At 60.4% G+C, this 20,976-nt stretch carries 21 protein-coding genes; 11 read left to right on the plus strand and 10 right to left on the minus strand.

The window, feature by feature from the left end; translation table 11 throughout:
* From EKH49_RS13030 to EKH49_RS13040, 3 genes are all read left to right on the plus strand, one after another.
* The coding region (locus tag EKH49_RS13030) for an LPXTG cell wall anchor domain-containing protein (RefSeq protein ID WP_128471174.1) at positions 1–301 on the plus strand (301 nt) is incomplete at its 5' end.
* A gap of 71 nt (positions 302–372) precedes the next feature.
* On the plus strand, positions 373–1,173 hold the full coding sequence (locus EKH49_RS13035; protein ID WP_128471175.1) for a DUF5819 family protein: 801 nt from the start codon (positions 373–375) through the stop codon (positions 1,171–1,173).
* Positions 1,164–2,240, plus strand: coding sequence for an HTTM domain-containing protein (locus EKH49_RS13040; RefSeq protein ID WP_128471176.1), 1,077 nt, complete (start codon positions 1,164–1,166; stop codon positions 2,238–2,240). The genes EKH49_RS13035 and EKH49_RS13040 overlap by 10 nt, the downstream gene beginning before the upstream one ends.
* An 88-nt stretch (positions 2,241–2,328) precedes the next feature.
* On the opposite strand, the gene EKH49_RS13045 is transcribed toward EKH49_RS13040, so the two are convergent.
* From EKH49_RS13045 to EKH49_RS16725, 3 genes are all read right to left on the minus strand, one after another.
* On the minus strand, positions 2,329–3,711 hold the full coding sequence (locus EKH49_RS13045; RefSeq protein ID WP_038993725.1) for an NAD-dependent succinate-semialdehyde dehydrogenase: 1,383 nt from the start codon (positions 3,709–3,711) through the stop codon (positions 2,329–2,331).
* Between the two features lie 273 nt (positions 3,712–3,984).
* Complete coding sequence (gene mgrA / locus EKH49_RS13050) at positions 3,985–5,046, minus strand: L-glyceraldehyde 3-phosphate reductase (protein ID WP_128471177.1); 1,062 nt, start codon at positions 5,044–5,046, stop codon at positions 3,985–3,987.
* 294 nt (positions 5,047–5,340) lie between these two features.
* Entirely contained in the window at positions 5,341–5,502 is a 162-nt protein-coding gene (locus EKH49_RS16725; RefSeq protein ID WP_162989337.1) for a hypothetical protein, read from the minus strand.
* Between the two features lie 144 nt (positions 5,503–5,646).
* Between EKH49_RS16725 and EKH49_RS13055 the strand changes: the two genes are divergently transcribed.
* Together EKH49_RS13055 and hrpB are read left to right on the plus strand one after the other, a co-directional pair.
* A complete protein-coding gene (locus EKH49_RS13055; protein WP_236641156.1) occupies positions 5,647–6,438 on the plus strand; it encodes an alpha/beta fold hydrolase in 792 nt (263 codons plus the stop codon).
* Positions 6,435–8,993: an ATP-dependent helicase HrpB gene (hrpB, locus tag EKH49_RS13060; protein WP_128471178.1), complete on the plus strand. Its 2,559-nt coding sequence runs from the start codon at positions 6,435–6,437 to the stop codon at positions 8,991–8,993. Before EKH49_RS13055 ends, hrpB begins: the two co-directional genes overlap by 4 nt.
* 66 nt (positions 8,994–9,059) lie before the next feature.
* Here the strand turns inward: hrpB and EKH49_RS13065 are convergent, their stop codons facing one another.
* Both EKH49_RS13065 and EKH49_RS13070 read right to left on the minus strand, forming a co-directional pair.
* Positions 9,060–10,292: an acyl-CoA dehydrogenase family protein gene (locus tag EKH49_RS13065; protein WP_128471179.1), complete on the minus strand. Its 1,233-nt coding sequence runs from the start codon at positions 10,290–10,292 to the stop codon at positions 9,060–9,062.
* A gap of 100 nt (positions 10,293–10,392) precedes the next feature.
* The gene (locus tag EKH49_RS13070; RefSeq protein WP_073707925.1) at positions 10,393–11,082 is read right to left on the minus strand and encodes a TetR/AcrR family transcriptional regulator; all 690 of its coding nucleotides are present in this window, start codon (positions 11,080–11,082) and stop codon (positions 10,393–10,395) included.
* A gap of 161 nt (positions 11,083–11,243) precedes the next feature.
* On the opposite strand from EKH49_RS13070, the gene EKH49_RS13075 reads away from it, so the two are divergent.
* Positions 11,244–11,675: a DoxX family membrane protein gene (locus tag EKH49_RS13075; protein ID WP_100339263.1), complete on the plus strand. Its 432-nt coding sequence runs from the start codon at positions 11,244–11,246 to the stop codon at positions 11,673–11,675.
* Positions 11,676–11,769: 94 nt separating this feature from the next.
* Positions 11,770–11,952, plus strand: a complete 183-nt coding sequence (locus EKH49_RS13080) for a hypothetical protein (protein ID WP_066141310.1) — start codon at positions 11,770–11,772, stop codon at positions 11,950–11,952.
* Positions 11,953–12,023: 71 nt separating this feature from the next.
* Here the strand turns inward: EKH49_RS13080 and EKH49_RS13085 are convergent, their stop codons facing one another.
* The 3 genes from EKH49_RS13085 to EKH49_RS13095 form a co-directional block, all read right to left on the minus strand.
* Positions 12,024–13,475, minus strand: coding sequence for a DHA2 family efflux MFS transporter permease subunit (locus EKH49_RS13085; RefSeq protein WP_128471180.1), 1,452 nt, complete (start codon positions 13,473–13,475; stop codon positions 12,024–12,026).
* Positions 13,476–13,535: 60 nt separating this feature from the next.
* A complete protein-coding gene (locus EKH49_RS13090) occupies positions 13,536–14,534 on the minus strand; it encodes a PhzF family phenazine biosynthesis protein (RefSeq protein ID WP_236641157.1) in 999 nt (332 codons plus the stop codon).
* A gap of 95 nt (positions 14,535–14,629) precedes the next feature.
* The gene (locus EKH49_RS13095) at positions 14,630–15,175 is read right to left on the minus strand and encodes an AMIN-like domain-containing (lipo)protein (protein ID WP_128471181.1); all 546 of its coding nucleotides are present in this window, start codon (positions 15,173–15,175) and stop codon (positions 14,630–14,632) included.
* Between the two features lie 211 nt (positions 15,176–15,386).
* Here EKH49_RS13095 and EKH49_RS13100 point away from each other — a divergent pair, with 211 nt between their 5' ends.
* A complete protein-coding gene (locus EKH49_RS13100) occupies positions 15,387–16,481 on the plus strand; it encodes a mechanosensitive ion channel family protein (protein ID WP_128471182.1) in 1,095 nt (364 codons plus the stop codon).
* Positions 16,482–16,552: 71 nt separating this feature from the next.
* Here EKH49_RS13100 and EKH49_RS13105 read toward each other — a convergent pair whose 3' ends face one another.
* Together EKH49_RS13105 and EKH49_RS13110 are read right to left on the minus strand one after the other, a co-directional pair.
* A complete protein-coding gene (locus EKH49_RS13105; RefSeq protein ID WP_233125401.1) occupies positions 16,553–17,197 on the minus strand; it encodes a YqaJ viral recombinase family protein in 645 nt (214 codons plus the stop codon).
* A 64-nt stretch (positions 17,198–17,261) separates the two neighbouring features.
* The gene (locus EKH49_RS13110) at positions 17,262–17,522 is read right to left on the minus strand and encodes a glutaredoxin family protein (RefSeq protein WP_128471183.1); all 261 of its coding nucleotides are present in this window, start codon (positions 17,520–17,522) and stop codon (positions 17,262–17,264) included.
* Positions 17,523–17,654: 132 nt separating this feature from the next.
* Here EKH49_RS13110 and EKH49_RS13115 point away from each other — a divergent pair, with 132 nt between their 5' ends.
* The 3 genes from EKH49_RS13115 to EKH49_RS13125 all read left to right on the plus strand — a co-directional run bounded on the left by EKH49_RS13115 (position 17,655) and on the right by EKH49_RS13125 (position 20,969).
* Positions 17,655–18,398, plus strand: coding sequence for an ABC transporter ATP-binding protein (locus EKH49_RS13115; RefSeq protein ID WP_128471184.1), 744 nt, complete (start codon positions 17,655–17,657; stop codon positions 18,396–18,398).
* Positions 18,395–19,720, plus strand: a complete 1,326-nt coding sequence (locus EKH49_RS13120) for an FtsX-like permease family protein (protein WP_128471185.1) — start codon at positions 18,395–18,397, stop codon at positions 19,718–19,720. The genes EKH49_RS13115 and EKH49_RS13120 overlap by 4 nt, the downstream gene beginning before the upstream one ends.
* 190 nt (positions 19,721–19,910) lie before the next feature.
* Positions 19,911–20,969, plus strand: a complete 1,059-nt coding sequence (locus tag EKH49_RS13125; RefSeq protein WP_128471186.1) for an ABC transporter substrate-binding protein — start codon at positions 19,911–19,913, stop codon at positions 20,967–20,969.
* Positions 20,970–20,976: the final 7 nt, after the last annotated feature.

The raw sequence follows: 20,976 nt of genomic DNA on the forward strand, positions 1-20,976 counted from the left end.
CGCGGATGCGAACACTGCGGATAACGCGGATGCGAACACCGATGCGAACACTGCGGATAACGCGGATGCGAACACCGATGCGAACACTGCGGATAACGCGGATGCGAACACCGACGCGAACACCTCGGATAACTCGGACTCTAAGTCGGATGACTCCGATGGATCCCAGAAGGACGATTCCAAGAAGGATCGCTTGGCAGATACCGGTTCTACCGGAGCTCTTTGGATTAGTGCAGGTGCGCTGGCACTTGTACTGCTCGGAGCCGGTGCGACTGTGTTCGCGCGAAAGCGTTCAGCATAGTCGAACTGCAGTAATCTGAAGTAGGAGGGGCATCTAAACGATGCCCCTCCCATTTCGCTTTCTGTAAGTCTTTGCAACAAATCACGGGTGTCGAAGAATTTGGAGACAATAGCCTGATGAGGCAACAAAAAACGAAGCCAAAACTGTTCACGGTTTTGACGCTCATAATTGCGGGTGCGGCCGCGTTGGGACACATTGGTGCCACCCTGGCATTTACAGGTCCTTCCACACCTATAAAATCGTCACTGCAACCTGAATTGAATCGATATTTCCTTGGTCCCCTCGATCAAGGATGGAGCCTTTTCGCGCCAGGCCCTTATTCGCAAGATGAATACTTCACGATGCGTGCTTGCCTTTCCAGCGCTGAAATTTGCGCAGGGGGCAGCGAAAAGGGGGCACAATTTTCTGAATGGCGTGACATTACGGCTGAAGAAATGGCAAGCCGTGCCGGTAACATGTTTGCCAATCGTGAATACAAGCAGTCCAAATCGATTCACGGAAGATTGTGGAGTGCTGCCTCGCGACTCAGCGCTGATTCCCGTGATCTGATCGCCAACCCGTATGTATTGGGTAATCCAGTCTTTGGTGTTGAACTCGATTCTTCCAAGGCTCGTGAGAAATATTCTGCGTCGGAGTTGAGTAATCTTCGTTCTTATAAACGGATCGAAGACACTGCCATTGGGTTTGCCTCGCTTTATGCCATCGAACAATGGGGTGGAGCTTCAATGGTGGAGATCAAGCTTCGACGTGAGCCCGTCATTCCTTTCGCCCAGCGCGGGGACGATGGAGCAACGACCAAGTCTCGTGAAACTTACATCGGTTGGCGGGACACTAAAGAATTTAGTCAAGAGGCGGTGTCGGTATGGAGCTGAGACAAGAAGCGACAACTGCGCCGTCGATTCGAACGTGGGTATCCAAGAATAGAAATTTTGTCCCCAATGCCTTGAACTGGACCTATCGTTGGTTTAGCGAGACCCGGCACGCACCCTATGGTCTTGCCGTCATGCGTATCGCATCAGGTCTCTTCATCTTGGGCTGGTTATTGGCCAATATTCCTGTAGCGGCAAAAGTCTGGGGACCAGGTTCTGCCTACCTAGAACCGTATCGATCGGTGCTTGGGTATCAGTGGCCCTTGGATATTCTGCGTGATGCCGGCCTAGGGTTCTTTATCGCCTGGTACGTGGTAGCAATTCTCTTAGCGATAGCTTTCGTAGTGGGATGGCGAACTCGGATCATCACGCCACTTTTCTTCATTTTCTACACAGCTATCAACGCTCAGAACACGCCGATTTCTGACGGCGGAAACTATTTCATCCGCATCATGCTGATCTACTTGATCTTTGCTGATCTCTCCAAGTATTGGTCAGTGGATTCTTGGCTGATTAAGCGTTCAGGTAAAACCCGAAATGAATTTGAAGCTGTCACTGTCCTGCACAACTTGGCCCTGTGCCTGGTTGTCGCTCAGCTTTGCTTGGTGTACCTGGAAGCCGGTCTATACAAGGTCCAAGGAAAACTTTGGCAAAATGGCACCGCGATGTACTACCCGGTTAGTTCGGAGGCATACGGCGTCTTCCCGTGGCTTAGCGAACTGATAACGGCAAACTCGTGGGTGGTCGCTCTAATCACCTATGTGACGGTGATTGCCCAGATTGCATTCCCTTTCATGCTGTTCCACAAGATCAGTCGGAGGATCGCACTAGTAACGATTCTTGGCATGCATGTCGGGATCGCCGTTGTCATGGGGCTTCCGTTCTTCTCCGGAATCATGGCGTCAGCTGATGCGGTTCTAGTGTCAAGCGCTACCTGGGTGACCATCCAAATTTGGCTGGCTGGTCTATGGCGTAAAGTCTTCCGTTCTAGGAAAACACCGGACGCGACGTCAGATGCGGACGAGCCCGAGGTCATTGAAGAGGCCGAAAAGGCTTCCTCAACCGTATAGTGCCTGATAAAGCCTTGAGGGCGAACCACAACAAGTGGTTCGCCCTCAAGCATTTCGTCAGGCCGAACAATAGCCGCTGACTGAATAACTACTCGCCTACGTAGAACAGGCGCTTGTTCACGAACTCGTCCATGCCCAGCGGGCCAAGTTCGCGGCCGAAGCCTGAACGCTTCACGCCGCCGAATGGCATTTCTGCACCCTCGGCGCTGGCTGCGTTCACGTTGGTCATGCCGGACTGCAGCTTCTGCGCCACCTTGGAAGCGCGCTCGACGTCGGTGGAGTGCACCGAACCTCCCAATCCGTAGATGGTGTCGTTAGCCAGCTCGGTGGCTTCCTCGTCGCTGGATACCTTGTAGACCACGGCTACCGGGCCGAACAGCTCCTCGTAGTAGGCACGCATGTCCTTGGTGACGCCGCTCAGCACCGCAGGGGAGTAGTACGCGGAAGGGCCGTCGTGCAGCACGCCGCCGGCATGCAGGGTCGCGCCCTTGGAGACCGCATCCTGCACCTGTGCGTGCAGATCCTCGGCGGCCTTGCGCGAGGACATCGGGGCGAACGTGCCTTCCTCTTCCTTCATCGGGTCGCCGGCCTTCAAGCCCGACGCACGCTGGGTCAGCTCGGCAACGAAATCATCGAAGATGTCCTCCATGACGATCATGCGCTTGTTCGAGTTGCAAGCCTGTCCGGTGTTGTCGATGCGGAAGCCCCACGCAGTCTCGGCAATGCCGGCGACGTCGTCGGAGTCGAGCACGACGAATGGATCCGATCCGCCCAGCTCCAGCACTGCCTTCTTCAGATTCCGGCCTGCCTGCTCGCCGATGATAGCGCCCGCGCGTTCCGAACCGGTCAGCGAAACGCCCTGGATGCGGGGATCAGCGATGATGGTCGAGATCTGATCGTGGGTGGCGAACAGGTTGTTGTAGACGCCTGCAGGCACGCCGGCCTCATCCATGATTTCCTGGATGGCCAGAGCCGAGCGCGGGCAGGACTCCGCATGCTTCAAGATGATGGTGTTGCCCAGCATCAGGTTAGGCGCCGCGAAGCGGGCCACCTGGTACAGCGGGAAGTTCCACGGCATGATGCCCAGCAATGGGCCCACCGGGCGCTTCTGCACGATGGCCTTGCCGCCGGAGAAGGACTTGATCTCCTGGTCCGCAGCCAATGCAGGGCCCTCGGTGGCGAAGTACTCGAAGATCTCCTGGCAGAATTCTGCCTCGCCCACGGCCTCGGACAGCGGCTTGCCCATCTCGGTGGTCATGATCTTGCCGAGCTCGGCAGCGCGCTCGGCGAAGAGCGCTCCGACCTTCGAGACAATCTTGGCGCGTTCGTTGATGTCGACGTCCTGCCATGATTCGTAGGCGGTCTGCGCTGCAGCCAATGCCTGCTCGACTTGCTCGTCGGTTGCTGCGTCGAACTCCTCGACAACTTCACCGGTAGCCGGGTTCAAGACTTTGTAGGTTGGGGCGCTCATCAATGCTCCTGTCGTTTGCACAAAAAGTGGCCAGCGAAAGCCGCGTGGCCCTAACGTTAGCGGACTCCACATAATAAATGAATGTAATTCACTTCATATTGCGTCTACTCCGAGCTTATCCGCAGAAACAAGTTTCAGCCACCAAGGAACAGCAGGAACTTCGCTTGCGATAAAGATGCAGACAGAAGCGAGCGAAAAAGCCGTGGTTTCCAGGTCATGTCTTGGAAACCACGGCTTGAGAGCACAGATAATTACGCTGTGATCAGTGGATCGCTAGCTGATAGCGGAAGTTCGCCACCAATCGATTCCTGCATCGCCCTGGGCAATCGTGGCAATCTGGGCCAATTCAGCCTCGGAGAAGTCGAGGTTCTCCAGCGCACCAAGGTTCTCGTCCAGCTGCCTGGTGGACGAAGCGCCAATCAACACCGAGGTTGCCGCACCATCGCGCAGCAGCCAAGCCAAGGCCAACTGCGCCAGCGACTGCCCGCGCTTCTTGGCGACCTCGTTCAGGTTGCGGATCTTGGCGAGGTTCTCATCGGTCAGCTGGGCTTCGAGCGAGCGGCGTCCTCCCTGGCGCACCACATCGGTGGTTTCCAGATACTTGTCGGTGAGCAGGCCTTGGGCCAGCGGGGTGAAGGCAATGGTGCCCATGCGTTCCTTTTCCAAGGTCTGCAGCAGGCCGTGCTCCACCCAAGGGTTCAGGATGTTGTACGACGGCTGGTGGATGACCAGAGGGGTCCCCAGGTCCTTGGCGATGGCGGCGGCTTCAGCAGTGCGTTCTGCCGAGTACGAGGAGATGCCCACATAGGTGGCCTTGCCTTGGCGAACCAGGGCATCCAACGCGCCGATGGTTTCGTGCAGGGGAGTCTTCGGATCGAAACGGTGCGAATAGAAGATGTCCACGTAGTCCAGATTCATCTTCTTCAGCGAAGCCTCGCAGGAGGCCAGCAGGTATTTGCGCGATCCGAAGGTGCCGTACGGGCCTGGCCACATGTCGTAGCCGGCCTTGGACGAAATGACCAGCTCGTTGCGGTAGGGCTTGAAGTCCTTGAGCATCATGCGGCCGAAGTTCTCTTCGGCTGAGCCTGCCGGAGGGCCGTAGTTGTTGGCCAGGTCGAAGTGGTTGATGCCGTGGTCGAAGGCATGGCGCAGGATCTCGCGCTGGGTGTCGAAGGGGCGGTTGTCGCCGAAGTTCCACCACAGTCCCAATGACAGCGGCGGCAAGCGCAGGCCGGATTCGCCCACGCGGCGGTAGCCGAAATGCTCATAGCGGTCTGCGGCAGCGGTGTAGGGGCGGTGCAGTTCAGGGATGGACGGGAGGCGTTCGTATTCCACGAGGCACCTTTCTGCCAGGCCAAGCGCTGGCGTGCGGAAATCGATGTGAAGTCAATTTCCACAATAGGCCAGAGCCTGAACTAAACAAATAGAGCCCAGGTAAATCCGCTGTGTGCGTAAAGGATTAGCGGATCGCGTTAAATGATGAACCGACCCGCCAGGCCAAGGAGGTAACGCCTGTGCGGATCGGTTCATCTAGATCACTCGCACCTTGAGAAGGTATTAACCACACTAGGAGTTGATTCTTGTAAAAAGCTGAACACTACGTGTGCGGTCTCTCAGGAAAAGTTGTTGCTAGTAATTCGAGGGCGGATCCGAAGCGGGGAATGATTCGTCTTCCCACTCTTCGACGAGCGCTTCATCGTGCTCGTCATGGTGCTTCTTTTCCTCTTCGGCAAGCCGCAGCTTTTCCTCTTCAACGCCATCGGGCTGCCCAGCAGCTGATTGTTCAGGCATGCTCTTCCTCCCAACTTCCGTGGGCCACCCCCAGCGGGTGGCCTGACCCTGTGTCTTCAGTGTTCACCTATTCGACGCGGTTGTCGAGGGCGGGACGGAACTCTGATTTCGACTTCACCGCCGCTACAGGATTTAATCGGAGGCATGCCGATGATCAATAATCCCGCAGACGGTTCCGAAATCTTCTTTGACGATGACGGCGCCGCCGGGGAACCGATTCTGTTCCTCCACGGCTCCGCCCTGTCCCGCTCCATCTGGAGAGGGCTCGGCTACACCAAGGCGCTCGGCGAGAACCACCGCACCATCCGCATGGACCTGCGCGGACATGGGAAATCAGCCAAATCCCACGACGTAGCCGATTACACCATGGACAAGGTGGTCAGCGACATCCACGCCGTCATGGACCACCTGGGCATCGAACGCATCCATATTGTCGGCTACTCCTTCGGCGCACGTACCGGCCTGCACATGGCCATGCACCATCCCGAGCAGGTGATTTCGCTGATCATGCTCGGCGGCACCTATGAAATCACCCCCGGCGAAATCGGGAAGCTCTTCTTTCCTGGTTACCTTGATGTCCTCCGCAACGGCGATATCGAAGGTTTCGTCACCGGGCAGGAAAAGAATGGGCGTCTGGATCCAGCCACCCGACTGGCCTTCAAGTCCAACGACCCGCTGGCGCTGGCCGCCTACTACGAAGCTGCCGAGACCCTGCAGAACATCGAGGTGTCCGAGCTGGCGAAGATCAGGATCCCGACCCTGCTGCTGATCGGCACCAGGGACCAGCCGCGCTTCGACCAGAACAAGATCATGGTCCGCACCTTGCCCAATGCGCGCATGGTGGCCTTGCCAGGCCGGACCCACGGCAGCACCCTGTACCCGATTGAACCGGTAGTGAGCGCCATCAAGTCCTTCTGGTCAGGTCGCCAGGCATGAGTTTTGCCCCCTTCGACCTGAACCGGATCTCTTCCGGCCTGGCCTTCGGGCCCAGCAGGGAAGAGCTCTTCGCATCCATCGCGGCCAATCCCGCGCAGCCGCTGGTGATCCAGGCTCCGCCGGGATCCGGCAAGACGACCATCGTTCCGCCCACGGTAGCCAACGCGCTGCATCAGGCCGGGTTGGGCGGCAAGGTCATCGTGACCCAGCCGCGCCGTGTCGCCGCCCGCGCGGCAGCCCGCCGCCTCGCCCAGCTGGATGGATCGGCGGTAGGGCAGCGCGTCGGCTTCGCCGTGCGAGGGGAACGCAAAGCGTCGGCGCAGACCCGCGTGGAATTCGTGACAGCCGGCCTCATGCTGCGCCGGCTGCTGGCGGATCCGGATCTTGACGGTGTCAGTGCGGTGATCATTGATGAGGTCCATGAGCGGTCGATTGATACCGATTTGCTGCTGGCCATGGTCAACCAGGTCAGTGAATTGCGCGATGACTTCTCGCTGATCGTGATGAGTGCTACCTTGCATGCCAGCGAGCTTTCGGAGCTGATGGTGCGCGATACGGCAGCACCGGTGCTCAGCGCGCAGACCGCCCAGTTCGAGGTGGAAGAAGCCTTCGACAGTTTCGCGGGGATCAGGAATACCGAACGCGGGCTGAACGACGACTACTTGCGCCATGTAGCGTCCGTCGCGGTACGCCATGCGGCGGAAGCCAATGCGGCCAGCGACACCCCGGTGGACACGCTGGTCTTCGTGCCCGGCGTTCGGGAAGTCGAACGCGTCTGCTCGCAGATCGCAGCCGCAGGCGTGCCGGTCTTTGCCTTGCACTCGCAGATTTCTTCCAAGGAACAGGACCGGATCCTGGGCGAACCGGAACCCGGCAGCGACCCGCGGATCATCGTCTCCACCTCCATTGCCGAATCATCGGTCACGGTGCCGCGGGTGCACCTGGTCATCGATACCGGCTACGCCCGCGAGCCGCGCCGAGACAGCTCGCGCGGCTTCTCCGGGTTGATGACCGTGGTGGCCAGCCGTTCCGCAGCCACCCAGCGGGCGGGCCGTGCAGGGCGCCTTGGGCCGGGCAAGGTGGTGCGCACCCTGGATCCGAAATCCTTCGCCGCCGCACCAGCGCACTCCACGCCGGAAATCCGAACCGGAGATCTGGTGGCCGCGGGCTTGTCGCTGGCGGCGTGGGGGACCCCGCGTGGCGAGGGGCTTGCCATGTGGGAGGCTCCGCCGACTGGCGCCATGGCCAGCGACGAACAGGTCCTGCGCAACCTGGACGCGGTGGATGAGGCAGGCCAGATCACCTCGCTGGGCGAGCAGATGATGAAGATTCCAGCGGACCCGCGTGCCGCCCGCGCGCTGCTGGAGGGAAGCCGGATCTTCGGTGCCCGGGCTGCTGCGGATGCTGTTGCCTTGCTGGCCAGCTCCGAGCGCATCGCCAGCGCGGACCTGAACGAGCTGCTGGCCGCGGTGGCCCGGATTTCGCATCCGGCGCACCGCGCCTGGAAGCATGAAGCGCAGCGCCTGGAAAAGCTCGTGGGAGCTGCGGGGCCGAGCACCGGAAGGCAGGCTGGATCGGCAGCCACGGCATTGGCAGGGGTGTGCGCGTTGGCGTACCCGCAATGGATTGCCCGCAAGACCGGGCCGGACGAGTACCTCCTGGCCTCGGGAACCCGGGCCACGCTGCCTCGGGGCAGCGCGCTGATGCATGAAGAATTTCTCGCGGTCGCCGAGGTGTCCCGCACCGGATCCAAGGCCATGATCCGGCGGGCTATCGGCATTGACTTGGAGACGGCCATAGACCTGCTGCCGCAGATGCACCAGATGCGTGAGGTGGCAGAAATGTCCGACGGCAGGATCACCGCCCGCCGGATCGAAAGTTTCGGCGAGATCGAGCTTGCAGCCCATCCGATCAAGGCCACCGAGGAACTGGGGATGCAGGCTGTGGCCAGCGCCCTTGCCACGCAGGGCATGCGCTTCTTCGGTACCCACGAGAAATTCGATGCCTTGCGTCGGCGCATGGCAGTGGCCCGCCGTTTGCTCGGGGAACCTTTTGTCCGGGTTGACGACCAGAGCCTGGTTGACGCTGCAGATCATTGGCTGCAGCCGGTACTGCGGAAGATTGCTTCCGGCACGAATGCGGCCAAGGTCGACCTGTATTCGGCATTGCGGACATTGCTGCCCTGGGAGCATGCCCATGATTTCGATTCCCTGGTGCCCGAGCGGCTCCAGGTTCCTTCGGGATCGAGAATTTCTGTGGCCTACCCCGAGATCGGTGAATCTGGTCCTGCGGTTGTCGCGGTGAAACTGCAGGAATGCTTCGGGCTGGAGGACTCGCCCCGCCTGGTCAATGGCAAGATGCCGGTGCAATTCCATCTGCTGTCGCCGGGTGGCAGGCCACTGGCGGTGACCGATGACTTGGTGAGTTTCTTCAATGGACCCTATGCCCAGGTGCGTGCTGAAATGCGCGGGCGCTACCCGAAGCATCCCTGGCCGGAGAATCCGTGGGATCACGTGGCCACCGCAAAGACGAAGAAGCGCTTGGGCGAGCAATAGAAAAAGCACGCCCGGACCGCGGCTCAGATTGAGCCAGGTCCCGGCGTGCTTTCCTGCGTCCTGGTACTAAGCGAAGGCGGAGAAGCCGGTGATGTCGCGGCCCATGATCAAAGCCTGCACGGTTTCGGTGCCTTCATAGGTGTGGATCGCTTCCACATCGGCGAAGTGGCGGGCCACGCGGTTGCTGGTCAGGATGCCGTTGCCGCCGAGCAGGTCGCGGGCATTCGCCGCGATGGAGCGTGCGGTGCGGGTGGCGGTGTACTTGGCCAGCGAAGCCTGCGGCCCGGTCAGCTCACCGGAGGTTTCGCGCTTGGCCGCCTGCATCACCAGAACCTGGATGGTGGCCAGCTCGGACTGCATGCGCGCCAGCCGTTCCTGGACGATCTGGCTGGCAGCCAGCGGGCGGCCGAACTGCACGCGCTGCTTGGCATAGTTCACTGCCGACTCGTAGCATGCGGTCGCGTGGCCTACGGCAGACCAGGCGACGCCCAGGCGGGTGGCGAAGAGGACACGGGAGGTGTCCTTGAAGCTCTTGGCTTCCGGCATCACATCCTCATCCGGAACGAAGACGTTGTCCATGCGGATATGCGCCTGCCAGATGGCGCGAAGGGACAGCTTGTTCTCGATGGTGGTGGCCTTGTAGCCCTCGGCATCCTGGTGGACGATGAAGCCGCGGACCTTGCCCTCGTCATCACGAGCCCAGACGATGCTCACGCCGCCGATGGAGCCGTTGCCGATCCATTTCTTCTCGCCGCTCAGACGGTAGCCGCCCTCGACCTTGGTTGCGCGGGTTTCCAGCGATACCGAGTCGGAACCGTGGGTGGGCTCGGTCAGGGCGAAGGAGCCTGGGAGCTCGCCACGCAGCATGGGGATGGCGTACTTCTGGATCTGCTCTTCGTTGCCGCAGTACAGCACCGAGCGGAGGGCCAGGCCGCCCTGGACGCCGACAATAGTGGAGACGGAGCCGTCGCCACGGGCCATTTCCATGTTGACTAGGCCGGCAGCCAGCGGACTCATTTCCTCGTAGCCTTCGAGATTCAGGCCATCGCGCAGGAGATCTGCATCGCCTAGCTTCTTGACCAGGTGCAGCGGGTAGTCGGCCTTGTCCCAGTACTCGTGGATGTCGTGCTTGACCTCATCGAGGATGAACTTGCGGGCCTTGGCACGCCAAGCATTGTCCGCTTCGCCGACTTCGGCAAAGACTCCAGTCGGGTCGATGTTGACGTCCTCCGACCACAAGTCGTATTCGGGTTCGACAACGCCTGCGGGAAATTCGAATTCGGTCTCCAGCTGGGACATTTCGGGTGCTCCTAATAGCTAGGGTGAAAAAGTTTCACTCACTAGACTAGTGGAACGCAGTGCCATGTCAAGAAACTAGGTTTCAAGGTGTGGGGACAGATTACTTTCCGTGCTCTTTAAGTGCGCGGGAGACCGCTTGGAGAATATCCTTCTCCTCGGCGGCGGCGTCCAGCACCGAGACCACCACGCTGGGGGCTGCGGGCTTGGCAGGGGTTGCCTTCTGGTCCGGGTCGAGCAGATCTGCGAAGCGGTTCAGGAACTGGCGTACGTCGTTGGCCAGCTTGGTGCGGTCAGTGCTGTGCGCATCCTTCAGCCAGCTGCGCAGATGGTCATTATGGATGGCCACCAGCCCGGCGCTGACGCCTAGGCACAGCGACTTCTCCGATGCGGTCTTCGCCAAGTCGCGGCGCTTCAGGAATCCATAGAAAGCGCGTTCGTATCGGTGGGTGGAAACCAGCTCGCGCTCGCGCAACGATGGCACCGAGGAGAGCAGCTTGTGGCGCAGCGCTGCTCCTTCGGGATTGACCGTGTACTGGTCGAAAACTACATGCGCTGCATCGATGAGCGTAGTGATCGCATCAACCGACGAGGCTGCCAGCGTGGTCTCGACGTGCGCAATGATCATTTCCTGGTCGGCAAAGACCATGTTCTCTTTCGAACCGAAACGGCGGAAGAAGGTGGAACGGGAAATACCGGCGGCAGCTGCCAGCTCGTCGACGCTGGTGGCATCGAAGCCCTGGGTAATGAGCAGATCTAAGGCTGCTGGGGGAACTGCGGAAGAAGCGATCATGATTCACGAATTTAGCATGATTCAAACTGGGAGATTCTTGGGTTCAGCTTTGCGCGCCGCCCAAATGATTGTGAACTACTGCGCCCATGACTACGCTGAACATCAGGGCGTTCTATAGAAGATCGCCATTTCTGGACTAAAAGAAAGAGAAGTTAGGGCCCATGGGAATCTCGATTGCAAACGCCGCGCTACGTTTGGTCAGTGGCGCGTTCATTCTCAACAGCGGCATCAACAAGTTGCGCATCGATGAAGCGAGCGCGGCAGGCCTGCAGCAGATGGCAGCCAACGGCGTGCCGCAGCTGGCCGAGCTGGAACCAGCAGTTTTCGGTAAGGCTGTCTCCATCAGCGAGATCTCGCTGGGCAGCGCCCTGCTGCTTCCCTTGATTCCATCGCGTCTTGCGGGCTTGGGCCTGGGCGCCTTCTCCGGCGTGCTGCTGGCTTCCTACCTGCGCACCCCGGGCATGACGGAATCCGATGGCATCCGTCCGACCGCGGACGGCACCGCCCTGGCCAAGGATGTCTGGCTGGCAGGTATTGCTGTGGCCTTGATCTTTGGCCGTAAGGCAGCCAAGAAGATCAAGAAAGCGAAATAAACGCTTGAGCAAAGCGCTCAGCTGGCCTTAAGTTGATCTTGAAGACTGCGGTTTTCAGCGGCCATATTTGAACCACAAGCTAAGAGGAGAACCAATGGGTTTCTTAGATGATGCAAAGAAGAAGCTGGGCGAGGCAGTCGAAAACGCGAAGGAATTCGCCGGAGACGCCAGCGAGAACATCAAGAGCTTCGCAGCTGATGCCCAGGAGAAAATCGGCGAGAAGGTCGACGAGTTCAAGCACGGCGACAACGAAGAAGATCCTGAAGACAAGGTCTAAGGGCCATAAGGCAAGCGCCTGATCCACCGACATTCACGTCATGGATCAGGCGTTTGCCTTTGACGCGTTGCCTAGCGCCGGGCCTTCTGGCCGTCGCTGAGGAACGCAACAACCAGCACGGCGGCCACGGCGATGAAGCCTGGCAGCATCAACGCCTGCCCCAAGCCGAGCGACATGGCTTCCATGATCACCGCAGGATCCTTGGAGTCCGCCTGCGCGATCTGCGCCGAAACACGGGCATCCATCATCACCGCGATCAGCGCCGACCCAAGGACCGAACCGATTTGCCGGGTGGTGTTGTAGATTCCCGAACCGGCACCGGCATCACGCGCGGTCAGGTCCTTGGTGGCCGCCAGCGACAGGGACGGCCAGATCATGGCTGAACCGACACCTTGGACCGCCGAAGGGATCAGCAGGGCCCACAGCGGGATATCGGCGTGCATCAGGAAGGCATAGGCCACCGTGGCACCGCCAAACAGGAAGAACCCGGGCACTGCCAGAATCCGCGGACTGAGCTGATTGACCTTCTTGCCCAGCTGCGGAGCGATGAAGATCGCCACCAGGGCCATTGGGGAAATCATCAATGCGGACTCGGTCGGACTCAGACCGCGCACGTTCTGCAGGAAGAACACCATAGGCAGGGCGATGGTCGCGATCGTCAGGCCCATGAACGTGATCGCGACATTGGCCAGCGAGAAATTGCGCACCGTGAACAAGCGCAGCGGAACCAGCGGCTCGGACTTGGTCTTCGACTGCCACCAGACGAAGACTCCCATCAGCACAATGCCGATGATGATCAGATGCCACGAATTCAGCGGGCCGATGAATGCTTCCCAGTTGGTGGCGTCGCCTTCCTGGATGCCGAAGACCAGGCAGAACATGGCCAGCGCCGAGAGGAAGACTCCGAACCAGTCGAAGGAATGCGCATGGGCTTCAAGCGCGGGAACGAACTTGAAGACCATGGCCAGGCTGAGAACCGCGATGGGCAGGTTGATGAAGAAGATCCACTCCCAACCAACGGAGTCCACCAGCAAGCCGCCGGCAATCGGTCCAATCAGCGAGGCGATGCCCGCCACCGCACCCCACAATCCCATGGCCGCGCCGCGGTGCTGGTACGGGAAGAGCCGGGTAATCAGCGTCATGGCCTGCGGGGAAATCATCGACGCGCCCAGGCCCTGGACGGCGCGTGCTGCCACCAGCGAACCGAGGGAATCGGACAGGCCGCACCACAGCGAGGCCAGCGAGAAGACCACCATGCCGATGAGGTAGATGTTGCGCGGACCAAAGCGGTCGCCGAGCCTTCCGGTGACCAGCAGCGGCACGGCGAAGGTGAGCAGGTAGGCGCTGTTGACCCACAGGATGCTGGAGATGTCGGCATCCAGCGACTTCATGATGGCAGGCATCGCGGTGGACACGATGGTGGTGTCCAGCAGGATCATGAAGAAGCCGATGACCAATGCCCAGAGGGCTCGCCACGCGGCTTTTCTGTCGAAGTGTGATTCGGGATTCGCAGTATCAGGCACCGCTCAAGGCTATTCCCTATTCGCCGGATGCGGAACCGATAGCGAACCTATGAAGGTTAATCAGTCGAAGCTCACATCACCGGAGATGCGGGTGGCGACATCACCGCTGACCCAAACACCACGTTCGGTCGCTTCGATATGCAAGATTGCTTCACGGCCCAGGCGGGTGCCCTGGCGTACCGTATAGCGTTGCGGCGCATACCCGGATTGCGTCAGCCAGGTGCCGAACGCCGCGTTCAGCGAACCAGTGGCTGGGTCTTCAGGAACGGCCTCGCCGGGGATGAAGGCACGGACCTCATAGTCGGCGGGAGGCTGGAGCACTACATTGCGGAAACGCTCCTCGGAACGCTCGAAATCAGAAAAGTCCAAGGGACGCAGTTCTTCACGCGTCCCGGAAACCCGCGGGATGACCGATCCGCGCGGTTGCCACACGCTCTGCGAGACGCTGGAGGCCGTGTAGGGGCCGATGACGCCGACTTCCAACCCCTGGAGCGCCACGTAGTCCGGTTCGATACCCAGCACGATATCGGCGTCACGCAGCACCAGGCCGGCAGGATGCGGGCCGTTGACCAGCCACTGGTGGTCCACCACGTCTTCCTCGCGAATGCCCAGACCGGCAATCGCCCATTGCAGGACATCCGGCTCCAAAGGACCGGAGCGGGTCAGCGGGGGAGCGAGGAAAGCCAAGCGCCGCGAGTGCCGGTCGCTGCTCTCGCGCTCCACGCGCACCGGGATCAAGCCGGCGCCGCACTGCTGGATCAGATGGCCGGCCGGTCCGGCTTCCCCACCGGATTCCAACCAGGCATGGGCAGCGCCAAGGGTCGGATGGCCGGCAAAGGGAAGCTCGGTGCTCGGGGTAAAAATGCGGATGGCATAGTCGGCTTCCTCGTCGGTCGGTTCGACGAAGAATACGGTTTCAGCAAGATTCATCCACTGCGCAAAGTGCTGCATCTGGTCATCGCTCAGGCTGTCAGCATTGAACACGACTCCCAGGCCATTGCCGTTGAAAGCAGTGGGTGCAAAGACGTCAACCTGCTGATAAGAGAATGTGCGCGACATACTTAGCATGGTGGCACATTAACCAGCAGGTTGACCCGGTGTTACGTGGTACGTCACGCAAAAAGTTGCGAACGCATCATGCAAGCGAACCTTCCTTACCAATGGTGCGCAACATCGATGACCAAGCGTGAACCGTCGCCAGGTCCAGCCAGGGTGAACACGCGCATCGGAAGCCGGGCCCTGGTGGAGATCCCCACCTTGGTCTGGCCTTCAAAGCTGCCCAGCCAGACCAACTGGCGGAACGTCGTATAGCCCAGATTCTTCACCTTCTCTCCGGGATTGAACCCCGGGGCTGTTGACGCCTGCACCAGGATTTCCAAGTTGGCTCCGCCCGTCGTGGCCACCGGCAGGCCGGAACCGATTCCAGTCAGTTCGCTGACATACCTGGCTGAATAGCTGGCAGCCGGCCCTGCCAGATCAATGACCAGCCGGTCAAAACACAAATGGCGTCCGGTACGCAGATCCTGAACCGTGGAATGCGTGGACAAGGAACTGGTTTTGGCCAAAGAACCCCAATAGACCGTTGGACAGGAAGTGGATGCCTGCGCGGCCGGCGCCGGAGCCGCCGCGGAAGCCGGCGTCACCACGAGCAAGGCCGCCGCCACCGCGCCCAGCGCGATTCCAATTTTTCCGTGGCGCATAGGGATCACCGTCTTTCTTGGTTTGCGCCTGCTGGCAGAGCATACTGCCAGTGAATCTACTAAAGGCCTGGACCATGTGAAGCACAAGGGCAAAAAGGAATTGGAACCACACTGAGACGGTTCTGCAATGGTGCTGGAAACCTCCCGAACCATATGGTGGGACGAAGGTTCCGCACAGCATTTATTTAGCGCCATATGACATGCTTAAAGCATGTCTCCTACCCCCGTTGAACCTCTAGACGAAACCGTCGAGGACGTCATTACCGCATCAAGCTTCCTCCCCGAATCGTTGCAATTCTGGGTTGTCCTGCTGATTGGTGCGCTCGTAGCCGCAATCTTGGCATTCGTTTTCAGCGGCGTGGCACGCCGCGTGCTGCGCCGGATCGGCGTGGATGAAGCCGATGTGAAAGCCACCAGATTCCCGTTCTTCGGCATGGTCACATCGATCATCGCGAAGTCGGCCTTCGCGGTTTTCTATAGCGATCGTCCCTGGTACAACCCCTGGCAGTTCGCCATCCTGATCGTTCTGGTTTTCTTCCTCACCTGGTTCATCATCAAGGTGGTGCGCGTGATTGAAGCCGGCATGATGGCACGCTTCGAGTCGAGATTCGGCCCAGGACGCAGGCTTGCCAAGGTCCAGACGCAGGTCGGCCTGATGCGCCGCGTGCTGATTGCGGTGCTGTGCATCCTTGCCGTCGCCGCGGTGCTGCTGACAATCGAGCAGGTCAGGGCGCTGGGCGCCGGCCTGTTGGCTTCGGCCGGTCTGGCATCTGTGGTTGTCGGCTTGGCCGTGCAATCAACCTTGGCCAACGTCTTCGCCGGCTTGCAGGTCGCGTTTACCGACTCCATTCGCGTGGATGACACGGTGGTGGTCGAAGGGGAGCGCGGCACCGTCGAGGAAATCACCCTCTCCTATGTCGTCGTGCATCTGATCGATGGGCGCCGGATGATCCTGCCATCGACCTACTTCACCACCACGCCGTTCGAGAACTGGTCGCGGCGCAGCACCGAGATTTCCGGAAATGTTGCGCTGCAGCTGAAGCTCAATGCGCCGATTGCCTACTTGCGCCAGCGCAGCACCGAACTGCTTGAGTCCTCCGACTGGTGGGACGGCCGGGATAATGAGCTACTCGTGACGGATGCCCAAAATGGCTTGCAGACAGTGACCATTTATTTATCTGCGCGCAACGCCGGGGACCTGTGGAACCTGCGCAACATGCTGCGCGAGAAGCTGCTGGCCGAGCTGGTGGAAAACTACCCTGACTGCCTGCCAGATCCCCGGATGATCCCGAGCAACCCAGTCTGATGGCATAGAGATAGCCACTGATTCCAGTCCTTCGAACTGGTTTCAGTGGCTATTTCCGTTTCCCGGTGAAATCAGAGCCGCAACGCCGCAGGTCCGTAGTCGTTGTAGCGCTCCTGGCGGGCCGTCGCCTCGCGCAATGCGTCGATCAGCGACTCGGCCTTGCCAATCAGATCGCTGATCAAATCATCGTCCCGTTCCACCCAGAGGTATTCGGGAACCGCGCGCACCGGCACGAAATTGTCGTGTTCTTCCCAGACGAACAGCGTGCGTTCGGCACCGATCACGTGCTGCTGCCACAGGATCTGGCGCAGATAGTTCTTCGGGATTTTCTTGAACGGCTTATTGGTGGTCTTGATTTCAGCCAATACCGGAACCCCCGAAGCGTCAAAGCCAAGGCCATCGGGAGTTGCCAGATGCAGTTTCGATTGTTGCGAGTGGAAGAGCTGGGTGGAAGGGAAGATATTGAAATTCTCTTGGACCCAGGCGGCAATGACCGGTTCGCGCTTGCGTCCATGGTCGGTGTAGGGATTGCCGGAGAAGCCATTGCCGTACAGCTTGTCCCATGCGGCGTTCTTGATGGACTTCTCGGTGGACAGCTTGGCCACGTCCGTTGCCGTGATGCCCTGCGCTCGTGCCCGCAGCCACTCGATGCGGTTGGAAGAGTCAGCTAAAACACGTTCGAAGCATTCATGGTGGACGCCGGGCACAGTAATCACTTGATCTATTCTTCCCCATGAAGGGGCAAGAATCGTGCACCTTGGCCTCGCCGCCGGCGTGAGACTAGTCGCTGGCTCCGGCGATAGCGGTCAACAGCTGATTGATAGTCGGCGTCTCACTGGCACGGAATTTCTCTGTGCCGTCCTGCAATAGCCGGATGACCGGGGTGCTGGTGATTCCCAGTTCCTTGCCACGGGCCACCTGCTCCACGACGTTGATCTCTTCGACCTCCAACGCGGGCAGCAATTCCTGCACTCGGGCCACGGTTTGCCGGGTGCGGACGCATGGCGCGCAAAATGGCTGCGTATACAATTCCAGCTTCATGTGCCGCTGACTGCTCCTGCTGTAGTTGTGAACAAGGTGCCGGCAACTACTACCGGGGGATGAGCCCGGCCGGAGGCTACTTGGCCCCCTGCGCCGATGCGCGCGAGGACCCATGATTGAAAACATTGGGTCATGCTTGAAAATTCCCTTGGCCATCCACCCGTTTTCGACGCTCACGGACTCTACCGCAGCTTCGGCTCCACCACCGCACTGAACGGCATCGACCTGCAGATCGCACTGGGCCAATCGCTGGCCATCATGGGTCCCTCGGGGTCCGGCAAATCCACGCTGCTGCAGGCACTGGCCGGTATCGAACTTCCAGACGCCGGCAGCATCATGCTGAACCTCCCGGGCCGGGCACCGGTGGATATCCAAGGGCTCAAGGACAAGGCGCGCACCAAGCTGCGCCGCGAATCCTTCGGCTTCGTCTTCCAATCCGGATTGCTGATTCCCGAGCTGACCGCCGAGGAGAACGTGGCCATGGCTCTGATGATCAACGGGGTGCCACGCAACGCCGCCATTGCCAGCGCCGGATCAGCGTTGGCCGAACTGGGCCTGGCGGGGATGGAGCAACGCCGCATCGGCCAGCTCTCCGGCGGGCAGCAGCAACGCGTTGCCATAGCCCGCGCACAGGTCACCGGGGCCATGGTGGTCTTCGCCGATGAACCCACCGGCGCCCTGGACTCGACCACGGGATTCGAAGTGCTCGATACCTTGCTGCGCTGCACCGTCGGCGCCGGCAAATCACTGGTGATGGTGACCCACGATCCCAACGTAGCCGCACGCTGCGACCGCATTGTGCAGCTGCAGGACGGCCAGCTGACCAGCGACAGCCTACACCCGTCGAACGTCGCGAAGGACGGTGTCCGGCAGTGAATATCCTGCACCTTTCATGGATGCTCGACCGGCCGGCGAAATCCCGGCTGGCACCGCAGATCCTGACCGCCAGCGCCTACGCCATGGTCAGCGCGATCCTGCTGATCGTGCTTGGCGGTGCCTACTCCTTCACCAGCTTCGAGCTCGAAGCCCAGGGAACCTATCTGCCACTGGCCATCTTCGCCGTGGTGCTGCTGGTGGTCCCGCTGCTGGTGCTCGGCTCGGCCGCGGCCCGGCTTTCCGCACGCTCCAATGACCGGGCCCTGTCATCCTTGCGCTTGCTCGGCGCCACCGGTGCGCAGATCAGCCTCGTGGCAGTGCTCCAGGCAGCAGGCACGGCACTGGCCGGTGCGCTCGCCGGTATCGCACTGTACTTCCTGGCAGCCCCGTTGGCTTCCTTGATTCCGTTCCAAGGTGCGCCGATCGGCTCAGCCATCTACTTGCCGCTGTGGGTGCTGGCGGTAGCGGTAGCCGCTATCGTGCTCCTCTCGGCGGGCAGTGCAGCTGCCGGCCTGCGCAAATTGGTGATCACCCCGCTGGCGGTGGCAACCCGCAGCACGGTGCCCACCCCCAGCTGGCTGCGCGCGGTGATCTGTATCGGCGGCATCCTGCTGCTGTACGCGCTGTTCTCGAATATGGGCCAGTTCATGCAGTCCATCGCCGCGATCATCGCAGTGATAGCGGGCGGATTCGGCCTGGGATTGCTGGTGATGAACCTTCTCGGCCCGTACCTGGTGGCCAAGGTGGGCAAGGGCAAGCTGCGCAAGGCCGGAACTGCGCAAGAGCTGCTGGCCGCCCGCATGATCCTGGAAAGCCCTGCCGAGTCCTGGCGCCAGGTCTCCGGGGTGGCCATGGCTTCCTTCGTCGCGGTGGTGGGCGGCAGCGGTGCCGCCCTGATGGCATCGCCCGGCAATGAATTCGGCCAGGGCACCTGGATGGAGCATGTGCCGGCGGATATCGTCACCGGCGTGCTGGTGACCCTTGCCATCAGCTTCATCTGCGTGGCCGCCTCGGCAGCGATTTCGCAAAGCGCCAGCACCTTGGACCGTGCCCCGCTGTATCGCGGGCTGAACCGCTTGGGCATGCCCTACACGACGATGAACGCCGCGCGCACCAAGTCGATCATGATCCCGGCGCTGACTGCCTCGATCGGTTTCGCCATCGCCTCCACAATCCTCGTGCTGCCCCTGGCCGGGGCCGCCGTCCTGCTCCAGCCGCTGACAGTTATCACCGTCATCGCCTGTGTCGTGCTCGGATTGCTGCTGGTGCGAACGGCAATTTCGGTTGCCGATCCGCAGAAGTTGCTAGCAACTAGAGAATAAATTCTCTGGTCAGCACACCGAAATAATGGCCCGATTTGGTTAGGGTCACTTCCGGGCCGGTGATTAGAGACGTTTCGTGTTGCGTAATGCCGATAAAAACGCGTATTGTGGCATACGGTCCGGATAGGCTTGCCTAACCTTGCTGACCGATACGCTTACAGTACCTCGCATAGTCTGGAATCACCGACCCATGAACATTTCACGTCGCGCCGGAATTTTCGCCGCATCATCCGTCATCCTCGCCCTTGGTCTGACCGCCTGCGGCGCGTCGAGCAACTCGGCGGATCCATCGGCTGACACCTCTGCCAAGGCTGCAGAAGACTTCACCCCGGTCACCATCGAGAACATCTATGGCGAGACCACCATCGAAGAAGTCCCAGAACGCATTGCGACCATCTCGTGGGTCAACGCCGACACCCTGCTGGCACTGGATACCGTGCCGGTAGGCATGGACACCGACACCTACGGCATGAACGAGAACAACTCCACCGCGTGGAAGGACGCCGCGCTTCAAGAGCAGGGCGCCGCCATCGGCTCCGAGAACGCTCCCGTGCAGTACAAGGTGGGCGACGACATCGACTACACCGGCATCGCCGCCAGCAAGCCGGATGTCATCTTCGCCCCATACTCGGGCCTGAAGAAGGAGCAGTACGAGAAGCTGCAGGAAATTGCTCCGGTGGTTGGCCCGATTGAGCCGAACTACCTGACCAGCTGGGAGCAGGTTACCGAAGCTGCCGGCCAGATGCTGGGCAAGGAAGAAGAAGCCGACGCCCTGATCGAAGAGATCGAAGGCAAGCTGGCCAAGGTCGGCGAAGACAACCTAGTGCTGAAGGACACCACCTTCATCGCCGCCGACCTGTCCGCTCCGGACACCGCCTACGTCTACTCCGAGGGCGACACCCGCCCGCGCTTCCTGAGCGCGCTGGGCATGACCCAGGCCGAGTACGTGCAGGAGAACGCCGCCAAGGACACCTTCTTCTTCACCGTTTCCCCTGAAAAGGTCAACGAGTGGGATTCGGACATCGTCTTCGCCTCGGCAGTTGCGGGCAACACCATGGACGACATCATCAAGGGCCAGCCGCTGTACGCCCAGATCCCTGCCGCGAAGAACGATGCAGTGGCACTGCCAGGCACCGACGAGGCAACCCTGGCCATCTCCGCGGCATCGCCGCTGTCCATCGAATGGGCACTGGAGAACGTGGTTCCAGGCATCGTGAAGGCTGCCGAAAACGCGGCTGCTGCGAAGTAGCTTCGGG

It is taken from the genome of Glutamicibacter sp. HZAU (assembly GCF_004100365.1).
Lineage (GTDB): Bacteria > Actinomycetota > Actinomycetes > Actinomycetales > Micrococcaceae > Glutamicibacter > Glutamicibacter nicotianae.